The organism is uncultured Chloroflexus sp., from assembly GCF_937951745.1.
GTDB lineage: Bacteria > Chloroflexota > Chloroflexia > Chloroflexales > Chloroflexaceae > Chloroflexus.
In genome coordinates, this window is record NZ_CALFBQ010000004.1 from 105,793 (window position 1) to 119,766 (window position 13,974).

The 13,974-nt window shown below is 60.1% G+C and carries 12 protein-coding genes and 1 tRNA gene; 7 read left to right on the top strand and 6 right to left on the bottom strand.

Annotated features, from left to right (window positions below):
- Window positions 1–108: 108 nt before the first annotated feature.
- Window positions 109–1,044, bottom strand: a complete 936-nt coding sequence (gene mvk / locus Q1A59_RS01690) for a mevalonate kinase (protein ID WP_298400767.1) — start codon at window positions 1,042–1,044, stop codon at window positions 109–111.
- A 3-nt stretch (window positions 1,045–1,047) separates the two neighbouring features.
- Window positions 1,048–3,630 (bottom strand): phenylalanine--tRNA ligase subunit beta, encoded by a 2,583-nt coding sequence (gene pheT, locus Q1A59_RS01695; protein WP_299643563.1) that lies wholly within the window; start codon window positions 3,628–3,630, stop codon window positions 1,048–1,050.
- A gap of 166 nt (window positions 3,631–3,796) precedes the next feature.
- Here pheT and Q1A59_RS01700 point away from each other — a divergent pair, with 166 nt between their 5' ends.
- Window positions 3,797–4,504, top strand: a complete 708-nt coding sequence (locus Q1A59_RS01700; protein ID WP_298400761.1) for a hypothetical protein — start codon at window positions 3,797–3,799, stop codon at window positions 4,502–4,504.
- Window positions 4,505–4,569: 65 nt separating this feature from the next.
- Here Q1A59_RS01700 and Q1A59_RS01705 read toward each other — a convergent pair whose 3' ends face one another.
- Window positions 4,570–5,064 carry a hypothetical protein gene (locus Q1A59_RS01705; RefSeq protein ID WP_298400758.1) on the bottom strand — a complete coding sequence of 165 codons (495 nt, stop codon included), beginning with the start codon at window positions 5,062–5,064 and terminating at the stop codon, window positions 4,570–4,572.
- On the bottom strand, window positions 4,952–5,443 hold the full coding sequence (locus Q1A59_RS01710) for a hypothetical protein (protein ID WP_298400755.1): 492 nt from the start codon (window positions 5,441–5,443) through the stop codon (window positions 4,952–4,954). Before Q1A59_RS01710 ends, Q1A59_RS01705 begins: the two co-directional genes overlap by 113 nt.
- A 376-nt stretch (window positions 5,444–5,819) precedes the next feature.
- Here Q1A59_RS01710 and Q1A59_RS01715 point away from each other — a divergent pair, with 376 nt between their 5' ends.
- From Q1A59_RS01715 to Q1A59_RS01740, 6 genes are all read left to right on the top strand, one after another.
- Window positions 5,820–6,275 (top strand): division/cell wall cluster transcriptional repressor MraZ, encoded by a 456-nt coding sequence (locus Q1A59_RS01715; protein ID WP_298400752.1) that lies wholly within the window; start codon window positions 5,820–5,822, stop codon window positions 6,273–6,275.
- 45 nt (window positions 6,276–6,320) lie between these two features.
- The gene (locus Q1A59_RS01720; protein ID WP_298400748.1) at window positions 6,321–6,512 is read left to right on the top strand and encodes a hypothetical protein; all 192 of its coding nucleotides are present in this window, start codon (window positions 6,321–6,323) and stop codon (window positions 6,510–6,512) included.
- A 60-nt stretch (window positions 6,513–6,572) separates the two neighbouring features.
- A complete protein-coding gene (locus Q1A59_RS01725) occupies window positions 6,573–7,907 on the top strand; it encodes a CHAT domain-containing protein (RefSeq protein ID WP_299643568.1) in 1,335 nt (444 codons plus the stop codon).
- Between the two features lie 107 nt (window positions 7,908–8,014).
- Window positions 8,015–9,940 (top strand): N-acetylmuramoyl-L-alanine amidase, encoded by a 1,926-nt coding sequence (locus tag Q1A59_RS01730; protein ID WP_298400742.1) that lies wholly within the window; start codon window positions 8,015–8,017, stop codon window positions 9,938–9,940.
- A 27-nt stretch (window positions 9,941–9,967) separates the two neighbouring features.
- Window positions 9,968–11,068 (top strand): cell division protein FtsZ, encoded by a 1,101-nt coding sequence (locus Q1A59_RS01735; RefSeq protein ID WP_298400739.1) that lies wholly within the window; start codon window positions 9,968–9,970, stop codon window positions 11,066–11,068.
- Window positions 11,065–11,910: a hypothetical protein gene (locus Q1A59_RS01740; protein WP_298400737.1), complete on the top strand. Its 846-nt coding sequence runs from the start codon at window positions 11,065–11,067 to the stop codon at window positions 11,908–11,910. The genes Q1A59_RS01735 and Q1A59_RS01740 overlap by 4 nt, the downstream gene beginning before the upstream one ends.
- A 91-nt stretch (window positions 11,911–12,001) precedes the next feature.
- On the opposite strand, the gene Q1A59_RS01745 is transcribed toward Q1A59_RS01740, so the two are convergent.
- Window positions 12,002–13,234 (bottom strand): cysteine desulfurase-like protein, encoded by a 1,233-nt coding sequence (locus tag Q1A59_RS01745; RefSeq protein WP_298400732.1) that lies wholly within the window; start codon window positions 13,232–13,234, stop codon window positions 12,002–12,004.
- A gap of 646 nt (window positions 13,235–13,880) precedes the next feature.
- A tRNA-Met gene (locus Q1A59_RS01750) sits at window positions 13,881–13,955 on the bottom strand.
- Window positions 13,956–13,974 lie beyond the last annotated feature (19 nt).

Below are 13,974 nucleotides of genomic sequence, written 5' to 3' on the forward strand. Positions count from 1 at the left end.
GCTTGCCGAACATTGAGCAGTCTCCCTACCGCATCCAATGCGCTACCACCGTTGCCGGCGGGTCGGTGAACATCTAGAGTGCGGCAGTTCTACTGCCGCATTCCACTATCATCCAGTTGCGGCAATCGTCGTCACGAGTGTGTTGGTTGCGCCGGCGGCGCGCAATGCGCCAGCGATCGTTGTCGCTTGTTCTGGCGTGGTTAACGCCAGCATCACACCACCCCAGCCAGCACCGGCCAGCTTTGCCCCCAATGCACCGGCGGCATGCGCTGCCGCGACCAGCCGGTCAAGTTCCGGCGACGAGACGCCGATCTCGCGTAGTAGCTCGTGGTTGGCGCTGAGGAGCGGCCCTAACCGTGCCGCATCACCCGTTGCCAGCGCCGTGCGCGCTTGCTCTACCAACGCGCCCACCTGATCGAACAATGCTTCGTAGCGTACCGGATCGGCCTGCCATCGCTCGCGCACCGCACCGACCGGTAAGCGGGTCGGGCTGCGCACGCCACTGTCACCAACGACCAGCGTCAGCGGCGCGCCGATGGGTAATGGCTCGATCAACGGCGGGAGCGATGGCCGGCGCTGAAACCAGATCGGCTGCTCGAACGCCACCACGGTGTTGTCAATCCCGCTGGGGGTGCCGTGATAGCCGCGTTCGCTCTCGTACACGAGTTCGGAAATGGCTGTTGGCGGGAGGGTTTGGCCGCTGTGCGCCAGCAACTCGCGCACAATCGCCGTGGCGATAGCTGCCCCGCTGCCCATGCCGCTAGCGATCGGGATCGCTGAGCGGATGGTGATTTCAACATCAGCCGGGAGGCCAAACCGCTCGATGACCGCCATCACCAACCCGCTGAGCGGTTCATCGGGCCGCTCAACTACTCGCCACTGCCCGCCGAGATCGGGCGCACTGATCAGCGGGCCGCACCCCGGCGGGATCGGCGTGACAGTTGCCGTCGCCCGAATGTCGGCCAGCGGCAACGCAATCGCTGGCCGTCCGTAGACGACGGCATGTTCGCCGCAGAGAATGAGTTTGGCCGGCGCGGTTGCCATGGCTCAACTGCGAATCGTCGCCCCTAGCTCGCGTTCGAGGTTGCCGACGATCTTCTTGCGAATCTTGGCTAACGTCTCGTCGAGCAGGGTGCGGTCAGGCGCACGGAAGACGAGGTGATAGGTCAGGCTGCGTTTGCCTGCCCCCACTTGCGGCCCGCTGTAGCGATCAAACAGCGTAAGGCTCTCTAGATACTCGCCGGCGCTACGCTGGATAACGGCCCGAATCTGCGCCTCGCTGACAGTTTCATCAGCCACAATCGACAGATCTTGCACACTGGCCGGGAAACGCGAGATGGGCCGGTACACCGCTTGCCCAGCGTGGGCAAACAGCGTCTCGAGATCGATCTCGGCCAGCAACACTCGCGGCGCTGACACCTCTAGCCGCGCGCGCACCTGCGGATGGGCTTCGCCGAGCACGCCAACCGGTTGCTGATCAACTGGCTGCCCCCGGCTATCGCGTCTGCGCACCAACATCAGTGCCGCCGAGCGTCCGGGGTGGAAGCGCTCGTCATCGGTCAGCGGCACAAAGTTGAGTTGCTCGGCCAACCCTAACCGTTTGCCGAGCAGCTCGACGATCCCCTTCAGATCGTAGAAATCGAGCCACTCGCGGTCGGTGTTCAGCCAGCTTTCCGGCTGGCGCGGGCCGGCCATTGCAATCGCCAGCCGGCGTGGTTCGTCGGGCAGCCAGCGATCATCTTTGCCCGGCTCGGCTGGGGGCAGGTAGACCCGCCCAATCTCGAATACCAGCGAACGCTCGCGCTCGCGCAGGTTCATGGCCAGCGCCGCCGCGATCGAGGGCAGCAACGAGCGGCGCAAATAGACGTGTTCCGGCGTACTGGGATTGCTCAGCTTGAGGTATCGCTCGGCGACGGCCTCAGAGGGCTGGATCTGCGCAACCAGCGCCATATCGATCAGTGAATAGGTGATCAGTTCAGTCAAGCCGGCGCCGACCATCAGATCGCGCACCTGCTCTTCGAGTTCGATCGCCTTGAGCGTCACTGGCGGCGGCAATTCATCGGCCAGTCGGGTGGACGGAATCTGATCGTAGCCGTAGACGCGGGCAATCTCTTCGCACAGATCGGCAGCCATCGTCACATCTTGGCGGAACGACGGTACCTGCACGTGAATCACCGGCTCGGCGGCTAGCATTGCGAAATCGCCGACTGGTGCGCTGCCGCTGATCGAGCATTCAAATCCTAGCCGGCCTAAAATTTCGGTGATGGCGTGGGCGTCGAGATGAATGCCGAGCAGGCGGCGCACTTCCGAGGGTGGCAGATCGATCGTCACCGGCTGCCACGGGCGCGAATAGACATCGATGAAATCGGCGGCAATCGTTGCCCCTGCGTATAAGCGCATCAGTTCCAAACAGCGGTGCAGCGCGATCGGCGGTAACTCATAGTCAACCCCGCGCTCGAAACGGCGCGATGCTTCACTGGGTAACTTCAGGCCGCGCGCCGTGCGGCGAATCTGTACCGGCTCCCAGATGGCTGCTTCGAGCAACACATTGGTCGTCGTCTCGCTCACCTCAGAGCTAGCGCCGCCCATCACACCGGCGACCGCCAGCGGCCCGGTGGCGTCGCACACCATTAGCGGCGGGTGGGTCAAGCCGCTCTCCGGGCCGGGGGTCAGATCGCGATCGCGATCATCGAGCGTCTTCAACCGTTCGCCGGGTTGGGCTAGGCGTACAATAAGGTGGCGATCGGCTACCCGATCAGCATCGAAGGCGTGAGTTGGTTGGCCCCATTCAAGCATCACGTAGTTAGAAATATCGACAATATTGTTGATCGGGCGCATGCCGGCATTGATCAAGCGGCGCTGCATCCAGAATGGTGATGGCCCAATTCTGACGCCCTCGGCCAATCCCACCATAAAGCGTGGACAGAGATCGGGTTCGCGGACGGTGACGTTGGCCCGCCCAATGATCGACGGGCCGGTGGCAACGACCTGCGGATCGGGCAAGGTAAGTGGCGCGCCGGTCAGTGCAGCGACTTCGCGGGCCACCCCAACGATCGAGAGACAACGGGCGAAGTTGGGGGTCAGGTCGATTTCCAGCACAATCTCGCCCAAATAATCGCGTAGCGGCATTCCTACCGGCGCATCGTCAGGCAAGATCAAAATCCCCTCGTGATCCTCGCTCAGGCCCAGCTCTTTCTCCGAGCAGAGCATCGCATCACTCATCACACCGCGCACTGGCCGGCCCTTGAGTTTCGTAATCACCCAGCCCTCGGCGTGGCCATCGTACAACTGTGCCCCTTCGCGGGCAAACACCGCTTTCAGCGGATGGGTCAAGCGGCCCTGATCGCGATAGGGAAAGAGATTAGGCGCGCCGGTGACAACCGTATGGGGCTGGGCCGCGCCATAATCAACCTCGGCCAACACCAGCCGGTCGGCATTCGGATGCGACCGCACCTCAAGCACATTGGCAACGACAATCAATTCAGGATCCCACGGCAGCGGTGCGCCCTCAACCCCGATCCGGTGGATCTGGGCGACCTCCATGCCGCCGAAGGTCAAGCGCCGGGCCAACTCTTCGACCGGCAGATCGACCGCAACAAATTCACGCAACCATGACAGCGGAACTCTCATAGGCTCCTCGGCATAGCAATCTGGCTGGTGCGATTGTAGCTAGCGCCTTGCAGACTGTCAAATGACGCTGACTACGGGCGTCATTTGCCGTCTAACGGTGCGATCGTGGATTGCCAGCCGGCATGCTACAGTAGCAGTGTGTTCGCGCTAATGCAGTAGGATAACAATGACCCAATCTGACTCGAATGAAGCGCCGGTATCCCCGCCGCCGGCGCCGCCCGCACCGCGTCCGCGGAGTTGTGTTAGCCGGATCATCGGTGTGATTGGCTGGTTCTTGACTGTGATCATCGCGGCTGGGTTGGCGCTAGCTGTTGCCGGAGGCATACTGGTGCTGTTGGGAGTTGATCTCGCCACGCCGCAGCAGATCAGGCAAGCGAGCGTTGATGTGCAGCGGTTGCAAGCAGCGTCCACCGCTCAAGCCGATACGGTGGCCCAACTGCAAACCGTGCAGGCGCAGGCCAGCATCGATCTGGGCAATGCGCGCGAGCGGATCGATGATCTCGAAGCGCAGGCGGGACGACTGGTAGCGGCGGCGACTGCCCAAGCCGGGCAAGCCGCGACGGCAGTAGCCTTGGGGCAGGCACTGCAAACCGCAGTCGCTGAAGCGGCAGCGTTGCAAGATCAGTTGCGCGAGGGGCAAGTTGTGGTGGCGGTAGTGGCAACTGTTCAAGCCGAGCAAAATGCGCGGCTACGCGAGATTGAACGGCGCAGCGAGCGGTTAACCCGTTTTCTTGATCGGCTGAGCGACATTGCTGCCGATACCGTGGATGATGTTGGCTTGCCTACACCAACCGCGACACCTCCTGCGACGCCGTCTCCGTTGACGGCAACGCCAACTGCGACGTCCGTCCCTCCTGTTACGCCAACGCCGTAGTAGACGGTTTCGGTTGCGCTGTGAGTCATAGCTGATCGGTTGCGCTGCGTGATTGCAGGCAAGGCCTAATCACGTCCGATGGCCGCTTCAGTAAGCAAGCGCACCATCTGTTCGATCGAACGGCGAGCGCGGGCAAGGGCGAGCGTCATATCGGCCAGAATCGCCTCGGCGAGCGTGAAATTCGAATGATAACTCTCGCGTAACGCCTCAAACATGTCTTGCGCTTCTTCGAGGTTTTGGGCGGCTCGATCCAACGCTTGCTCGCTATCGTCGCGTTGGCGAGCCGCTGTCATCGGCCAGCGTCCATGAATTTCAGCGCCGCGCACGACGGCCAAGTAGCGCCGCATGCGTTCAGTGCAGGTCAAGGCATCGTACACGGTGCGCTCGGCGGTCACGATTAATACCCGCGCAAGATGAATATTGCGCCCTAATTCGGCGCGCACCTCTTCAAGCGTACTCCGGGCCTGCTGGATGTACTGAACCGCCTCGTCCGCAATGCGGATCAGCTCCACCCTCTCGGTCTCTAATTCGGTTGGCCAGCGGCGTGGTATCGTCGGCATAATCAACAGCGCTCCTTCGTGATCGGCGCAGGTAATCTTCGGCTGCGCGGCGGCGCAGTACATTTTCGCCGAGTTGCCATAGAATGATGGGAATGCCCGCAGCCACAAAGCTCCGCCAGACCAGATCTTCATATCGGCGCCAATCGAGGCCGCTCAAACGGCGAGCAGCCAACGCAACTGGCGCGAGCGAGAGAACGACCCCGCCCGCAACTTCCGCCCACAAATGATCAGGCAAGACTGTCGGGTAACGGCGCTGGAGGAATTCAAGCGTAGCAGCATAGATAGTGGACAGTCCCATTACCTGAAGCGGTAATTGCACCGCCAGATGATCAGCTTCAGTCACTGTGTTGAGCGTTGGGTTGTGATTCACTGCTTGCATTGCGGGGTTCCTTTCGGGTTCCTTTCAGGAATTACTATACCACTAATAAATCGTTTTGTCTAGTCTTTCGGGTGCTTGTTGGGTATTTTTTGGTGTTGGTAGGTGAGTGATAGTCGCCCCTCCTATGCAGTTTGTCTCGTCATTTTCGTCAGTAACAACGAGCAGGCGATTATAGGCAAGACGGCGTCAAAACGCGGTTCAGTTTTATAATACTACATACTGTAGTAATGTCAAGGCCCCGCCGAGAAATTCCCGCGAGAAACTCTAGACGGCTCGAATATTATATGCTATAGTAACTCAGAAAGGTGTATTTAAGAACCCAACAAGAACCCGAAAAGGATCGTCAAACCTATCGTTCTAACCCTGTGAGGAGGCAATGCTGCTCGGTACTTGGCCGGTGTCGCTCGATGAACAAGGCCGCTTGACCATTCCCGCCCCGATCCGCCCCGTGTTTAACGCTGGTGTGGTCGTGACGCGCGGCTTTGAACGCTGTCTCCAACTGTGCCCCGAACCGTTCTGGCGTGGGTTGGTCCAGCGGGTGAGCAATCTGACCCTCAGCGGGGCTGATGAGCGCTGGTTACGCCGGCTGCTGTTTGCCGATGCCAGCGCTTTGTCACTCAATGAACAGGCAATGATCGTTATCTCTGCACCGCTCCGCGCTTATGCCGGTCTTGATCGCACGGCTGTTCTGGTTGGGATGGATCAGTATCTGGAAGTGTGGACGCCTGAACGCTGGCAAGAATGCGAGTCGACCATTACCGCTTCTGCCGGCCGTTGGTCTCGCCATGATTGGGATGTCGCAGTAGCGCGCAACAACGCGTTTTCTTTGTGATCTTGTCTACTACAATTTGTAGTAAATTGTCGAAAGGATTGTGCCATGAACAGCGCCCTGATGCTCCAATCGCGCCTCGTGATCGATCGTCCCTCCGGCAGTGCTCTCATCGCTCGCCAGCGCCTGCGCCAAACGTTGCAGCGCGAGCGGTTGCTCGTGCGCGATCAGGTCGCTGATCAGGCGTTGCTGTTCGCTTTGCTGATGACGGAGCTGCCCGCTGCTTCTCGTGAAGGATAAGCCGCTCGCTGCCGGATAAGACGGTGTCTTCCCGCTGTTAGTCATACCCATCTGATTTTTATGCGACCAACGTACCAGCCTGTTCTGCTCTCGGTCGATTTTAGTTCGTATCATCGCGGCTTTTTTGTCCGCTGGGAAGCTAATGAGGTGATCGATATCACCCAGAGCCAGATGCCAATGCCGATCGCCGCCCACGATGTGCCGCTCGTGTTGCGTGCTCTTGATGTGTTGCAAGACCCGGCCTACCCGCATCCGTGGACGGCGGCGCAAGAGGCTTCCTTTACCTTTACCTCCGCTGAACAAGATCGGCTGCGCGAACTCGATTTCTGGGGCGACGGTGATCGGGTGCCGGCCGATTTGCCGCGCCGGGTCGGTCGTCGCCTCTTTCGTGCGCTCACCCACGATAAGCGCGGCGCTGAAGCGCTGAAGATTGTGCGTAACTATGCGCTGGCGGTCGATCGTCCGTTGCTTATGGCTTGCCATTTCAATGCCCACGCGCCGGCTGATATTGCTCTCGCTGCGCTCCCGTGGGAGTTGCTATGGGCCGATGAGCCAACGCCACTCCTCGCCGAGCGCCGCTTGTCGGCAACAATCGAACGCCGTCTTAAGCATACCGGCCCGCCGCCGCAACCGGTGCCGGGCAGCGGTGCGCTGCGCATTCTCGCGCTCTCGCCGCAAGCCGGGATTCCGCCCGAATTGCGCCAGCTTGAACGCAGCGCCCGCACGAGCGCGTTGCAACCGTTGCTCGAGCGACAGTTGGCTGAAGTGCGCGAGTTGAGTCCGGTGACCCGCCGTGAACTCGAACGAGTGGTGCGTGAGTGGTCGCCTGATGTGCTCCACTACTATGGCCACGGGCGCTATGAGCAAGGTACCGGCGCGCTCTTGCTCGACCGCGAGAGCGGCGGTGAAGAATGGACGCCGCCGGGGGCGTTGGCCGCTGCTGCTGGTGGGGTGCGGATGGTCTTGTTACATGCTTGCCAAGGGGCGATGGCTACCCCCGGCTCGGCCTTGCTCAGTAGTGTTGCCCCTGCCCTGAGCATCGCTGGGGTGCCGGTGGTGATTGGGATGCAGTTTACGATCCGGGCCGATGCCGCAACTCGTATCGCCAGCATCGTCTATGCCGGGCTGGCGCAGGGACGGAGTGTGCAAGAGGCGTTAGTCGCTGCTCGAATCGCGCTGTATGTCGGCGAGACCGATCAGGTGTCGTGGTTTGTGCCGGCGCTGTATGTGCGTAATCGTACCCTTGGGCCGATTTATTTGCGCCCGCCGAGTGACCAGCCATCGGCGTTGACCTTGGGCAACCAGTATCCGCCGCGCCATCCATCGCCGGTTATTCGCCGGTTGCGCATCCAAGACGAATGGTATCGCCGGCGATATGGCATCGATTCTGTGTAGCACTGTAATTGGGGGTAGCGCTCTGGCCGTGCGGCGGTGCGACCCACTCGCCAATCCTCTGTACAGCGGCTATGCGGTCCCCATGATAACTATCGCATAGGTGTCTCATGTATCAGATCGAATGGGTTGGTATGACCCGCAATCACTTCAAACCGGGCACTCCTGATCGGATTAGAATGGTGGTGCTCCATTCCACTGCCGGTTCGTACCCCGGCGACTTTAAGTGGCTCCGGCAGGGCGGTACTCCCGGTCGTGAGGTTTCCGTCCATTATTACATCAGCAAGCGTGGCCAGATTTTTCAACTGGTTGCGGATCAAGATATCGCGTGGCATGCTGGCGTGAGCCGCTGGGAGGTAGATGGCCGCACTGTGTATGGCTGTAACGATGTATCGGTGGGGATCGAACTCGAGAACCGCAACGATGGCCGTGATCCGTACCCGCCCGAACAGTACGCCGCTGCGCTCTGGCTAACTCGCGAGCTGGTGCAGAAGTACCGGATTCCGCCTGCCCAAGTGGTGCGCCATCTCGATATTTCCCCCGGACGGAAGACCGATCCGGCCGGTTTTCCGTGGCAACGCTTTCTGGCCGAGGTGTTCGCCGGTTTGCCTGATGCTCCTACCTTGCCGCCGGGCGAGCAGTTGCGCCAATACATGCTTGATGCCGCGTATCGCGCCGCCGGTAGTGGCCTGCCCGCCGAGTGGCCCTTTTTCGCCCAAGCCCGCGCCGCCAATCTCGGCATGCCGGTCGCCTCGCTGGTCGCCCGCCCTCTCGCTCCGCGTCCGGCATCAGCACCGAACGATCGCGAACGCGCGTTGTCATTGCCTGACGGGACGCGCTATCTGGTTGAAGTCTATGCGCGCGATGCGCTGTTTGCTGCCGTTGGGCCCGATGACTCCCTCCGCCCCGGAGAGAGCGTCAATCGTCTCAATACCGTCCCCGCTAGCCCACAACGGATGGCCCTGCTGGAGGCAATCTTTCGCGCCGCCGATCCCGTCAATGGTTTTCAACCCGGTTGGGCCTTCCACCAGTATTTTCTCCAGCATCCTGATGAATTAGGGATGCCGATCAGCCATAATCACCGGCTGGCGCTGGCACCGGGATTGAATTTCGCGTGCCAACACTTTGCCCTCGATAGTCTATGCTCGCCGGTGGGCCAGTGGCAGGTGATCTACCGGCTTAGCGAGCTTCGTCGCGTCGCTGCTGACCAGTTGGCGCCGTCCGGCCTCAGCCGCGAGCGCGCAACCCAATTGGCCCGGCTCTTACTTGACGATCTCTTCGCCCTCCGCACTGGTCGCCGCTACCAACCTGATGCAGCCCTGATCCAGTATGCGTTAGGGGAAGAACTCGGCGCGCCGCTGGGCCAAACTGAAGTCGTGGTGATCGATGGCGTGCCGGTGGTGTTGATGCCGTTTGCGCTCGATGTGATTGCTTGTCGCCTGCCGGCGCCGGATTGGCCGCTCGACCGTCCATTACCACCGGCAAGCCCCTTTGGCCGCTTGACGGCGTTGCTTGGCAGCCATCGCCAGCTTGCGACCGGTGTGGTTCGGCTATCGCGGGTTGATGACCAGCGCCTGCCATCGCCGCCGGTTACGTCTGCTCCCCTACTCGGCCCAGTTCGTCAAGGCCAGCCATTGATCGACGTGAGCCTGTTTGCCGGTGATGGTGAAATACGCCGCCGTCCGCTTGATACCATTTTGCTTGTGCCAACGCCCGGCCCAACTAGTTTACAGTTGGTCAATGCCCACACCAATGCGCGCTGGCACTACTACGTGGATCATACCGGCACTGTGTTTCGTCTGCGCCACGAACGCTACATTGCCCGCACTGCGCGCGGGGTTGGCTTGCCCGCCGAGCAGCTCGATCAACGCGCCGTCGTGATTGCCGTAGAAGGATCGCTCGAACATGCGCCGCCGCCCTTGCGTAGCGCGGTACAGGCGCTGGTGCAGTTCCTGCGCCGGCAGTTTCACATTGGCGCTGGCCGGGTGCGGGTGAGCGAGCCCATTGCTGAGCTTCCGTTGAGCGAGCAGGCGTGATACCAACCATTATTCACGGGGGAGAGTATGCAATCTGCAGATGTATCGTTTCAGCCGCGTACCCCGATTACCATCAAGCTGATCGGTTTGGGTGGCTGTGGCGGGAATTTGGTTAGTACATTACAACTGCCGACCGATCAGATTGGTGTGATTGTTGCCAATACCGATCAACAAGATCTGGTTGGACGCACCACGGTGCCAACGCGCATTTTATTGGGGCCGCAGCTCACGGCAGGCAAGGGCGCCGGCGGCCATCCTCAAGTCGGCGCAGAGGCAACGCTCGAAAGCGAACCGGTGTTGGCCCAAGCCCTTGCCGGTGCTGATCTGGTGGTGATTGTCGCCGGTATGGGTGGGGGTACCGGCACCGGCGCCGCGCCAGTGGTCGCCCGTCTTGCCCGCCAACTTGGCGCGTTGACCCTCGCGTTTGTCACGATGCCGTTTCACGTCGAGAAGGGCCAACGTAGTCGCACTGCCGAACAGGGGCTTGCCTCGCTAACCGCGACTGCCGATGCGGTGGTGGTCGTGTCAAATCAGAAGATCCTCAGTTTTGTGAATCCACGTGAAACGCTAAGCAAAGCGCTCACCTATAGCAATACAATTTTGAGTGCTGCGATCAGTGGTGTTGTCGAGCAGCTCTCCTTGCCTTCACTAATGCAGCTCGACTTTTCCCACGTTCGCCAAACGCTCAGCAATGCCGGTCAGACGATGCTTGGGATTGGCAGCGCAACTGGTAGCGATGCCGCCCAGCGCGCTGTGCAGCAGGCGCTCAGATGCGATTTGTTGGAAGGAAATTTGATGAAAGCGCGGCGTATGCTGATTTCGATCATCGGCGGCAATAATCTAGGTCTGCTCGATGTTAACAATGCGATCGCACAGATTTACCAGACGATTGATAGCGAGATGGATTTAGCGATTGGTGTGGTCAGCTCACCGCACCAAGCCAACCCTGATCGCGTGCGCGTTACCCTGATCGCAAGCGAGGTTGCCTCGTTTCGCCGGCCACCTAGCACTATCGCCAACAAATCTGCTCCGAGCTCGAAACCGCCTGTTCAATCTCTGGTCCCTGCGTTGCTTCAGTATGCCGATCTTCCACCCTTTTTGAAGCTTCACCGCCGAGGCAGCCTATGATCCTGCATCTGTGCTCGAATGACCCCCTCGTCGCGCTTGTGCATGACCTGTTTGGCGCTAATCCGGTGCGCGTCCCCGATGCTCGCATCCGTCCGCTCTCAGTTGTTGTGCATCGCCATGGGCGCAGTATCTTTCGCGGCTCGCTCTTACCACTCTTGACCGACTCTAGCCCGCTCAGTGTCCAACCATCGGTGTCACAACTGATCGACATTAGCGGTCGTCGTTCGCGGCGGGTGAGTCTTGAATTAGGGCTAGCCATTTTGAAAGGTTTCTTGCGCGGCTTTGGCATCCCCACCGCTGAGTTGTCCACGACGTTGCAAGGTGCTGCCGCTATCTCCTTCTCATTTCCTACCGCGATGCGTCTCGCCTACGATGTCAATGCCCTCGGTTGGGCGCTGGCCGGTCGTGCAATTGATCGCGCCAATCCGGCGGCGGCAATACTGTTCGAGCAAACTCCTTACGAATTGTTGTTGATCGACTCGGTTCTCACCAGCCGCCATATCACCATCACAATTAGCGGCTCAAAAGGCCAACGGCTGAATGTCGATATTGATGCGTTGCGCCATATGCTGGGCGATCTTGGCGCTCAGGCGAGTGTCAACAACGACTCCGATCTCGAAATCACCCTCGCCAGCCCGCACGATTTGACCTTCGCTTTTTCGTGTGTGCGCCTCTTTTTCAATGATGAAGGGTATATCACTACGATGCCGCCCGATCTCGACCGGCGCGTGTTGGGGAGTGCGAGCGGCATCAGAGTGCGTTATAGTCCCGACCGCGTCATGCTCAGCGAGCAGCCGGGGCTGTTAATGTGGGATCATGCTGAGGCGATGCTCAAAGCCTAATGCCAAGCGACGCGGGTCGCCGGCCTGCCAAGAGCAGGGGCTGCGGGGCAGCGCGGGGCGCGGGCCGCCGGCCTGCCATCTATCCATCCTGCTATATGGTGGCAAGCTCTTGCAACACTTCAAGCAAATAATCCACTTCAGCAGCCGTGTTGTAATGTACCAACCCTACCCGCACCATGCCGCCAAGTAGCTCCACCCCGAGCCGTTCGCTCAAGCTCAGCGCATAGTAGTTGCCATCCCAGACGAAAATGCCGCGTTCAGCTAGTTTTTCGGCCACCATCCGCGGTGATAGGTTCGCTAATCGGAACGAGACCGTCGGGGTGCGCCACCCAAACCGTTCCGGCTCGCGAATCCCATACAATGTGAGGCCGGGGATTGCGAGTAAACCCTCGATCAACTGCACAGCCAAGCTCCGTTCGTAGCTGGCGATTCGCGTCATAGCCGTCACGAGCGCCTCGCGCCGGCTCGCAGCCGGTTGACCTAAGCTGGCCAAGTACTCAATTGCTGCTGTCACGCCGGCCAAGCCTTCATGGTTCTGGGTGCCGGTCATCCAACGTTCGGGTAAAGTGTCAGCCGCCGGGCGCACTTTGTAGGGCTGCAATCGCTGTAAATGCTCGCGTTTGCCGTAGATGGCCCCTACGTGCGGCCCAAAAAATTTGTAGACGCTACAGGCCAAAAAATCGCAGTCGAGCGCTTTGACATCGATCGGGCCGTGTGGCGCATAATGCACGGCATCCACAAAGACCAGCGCGCCTGCCTGATGCGCCCATTCGACCACCTGCTGCACATTGTTGATCGTGCCAACTGCATTTGAAGCATAGCCAATCGCCACCAACTTGGTGCGCGGCCCGATCTTCGCCGCCATATCCGCCATGTCGAGCGTACAGTCTTCAATGTCAATATCCACCTCGCGAATCACTACCCCCCGCTCACTCAATGCTTGCCACGGCGCGACATTAGCGTCATGGTCAAGCCGTGTCACCACGATTTCATCGCCGGGTTGCAATTCGCGCCCAATTGCCCGGCTGAGCGCAAAGGTCAGCGAGGTCATATTCTGGCCGAAAAAAACCTCTTCGGGCGCGCAGCCAAGCAGATCGGCCATCGCAGCATGCGCCGTGGCAATCGTCACATCGGTGCGTTGGCTGGTGGCGAACGCGCCATGCGTATTGGCATTGTCACGCGCCAGATATCCGCTGATCGCGTCGATCACCATCTGCGGTACCTGCGTGCCACCGGGGCCATCGAAAAAGACTGCTGCTCGTCCGGCAACCTCTTGCGCCAATGCCGGGAAGAGTGGACGAATAGTGGATGGATCGAAGAACATTACAATCTCCGTGGCAAATCACTGTTTCAGCAAATAATACCAGATGTTAATGAATAGCCAACAGCCTAGGTATGACCGTAGAGGGGATAAAGGTGCAGAGTAGGCAAAGACGGTTAACTCCAAGCCGCCAAGAGAGCAGAGGCGCAGAAGATTCAAACGCAAAGGCGCAGGAAAACCGGAGGGCTGTTCGGCTCCGCAAGGGACGTTTGGGGCAGCGTCACCAAGAGACGCTCTATGTTCGTGTCTGGGGCGTCGTTTCTTGCCCCTCTGTGTTCTCGCCGCTCGCTGCGGTTAACCGATGTGCCCCTCAGCTCCTGCCGGCTCCTGCGTGGTAAAGGCGGGGTGCTACGGTGTCCCGCTGCCGTTCCGTTAACACAGTGGTTCCCCCGCTCCCAACTCACGGCGGGAGCGGGGGCTGGAGGTAGGGGCGAGTGACACAAAAGTGTAGGAAAGCCGGAGGGCTGTTCGGCTCCGCAAGGGACTTTTGGGGCAGCGTCACCAAGAGACGCTCTATGTTCGTGTCTGGGGCGTCGTTTCTTGCCCCTCTGTGTTCTCGCCGCTCGCTGCGGTTAACCTGATATCCTTACCTTTCTCCTCTCAAACACTCTCACCCCCGCCGGTATACCGGCGGGGGTGAGGGTAAGATTGGTAGCGGCGGCAGGATTCGAACCTGCGACCTTCGGGTTATGAGCCCGACGAGCTGCCACTGCTCCACGCCGCGTCAGAGCAATGGGGGAACT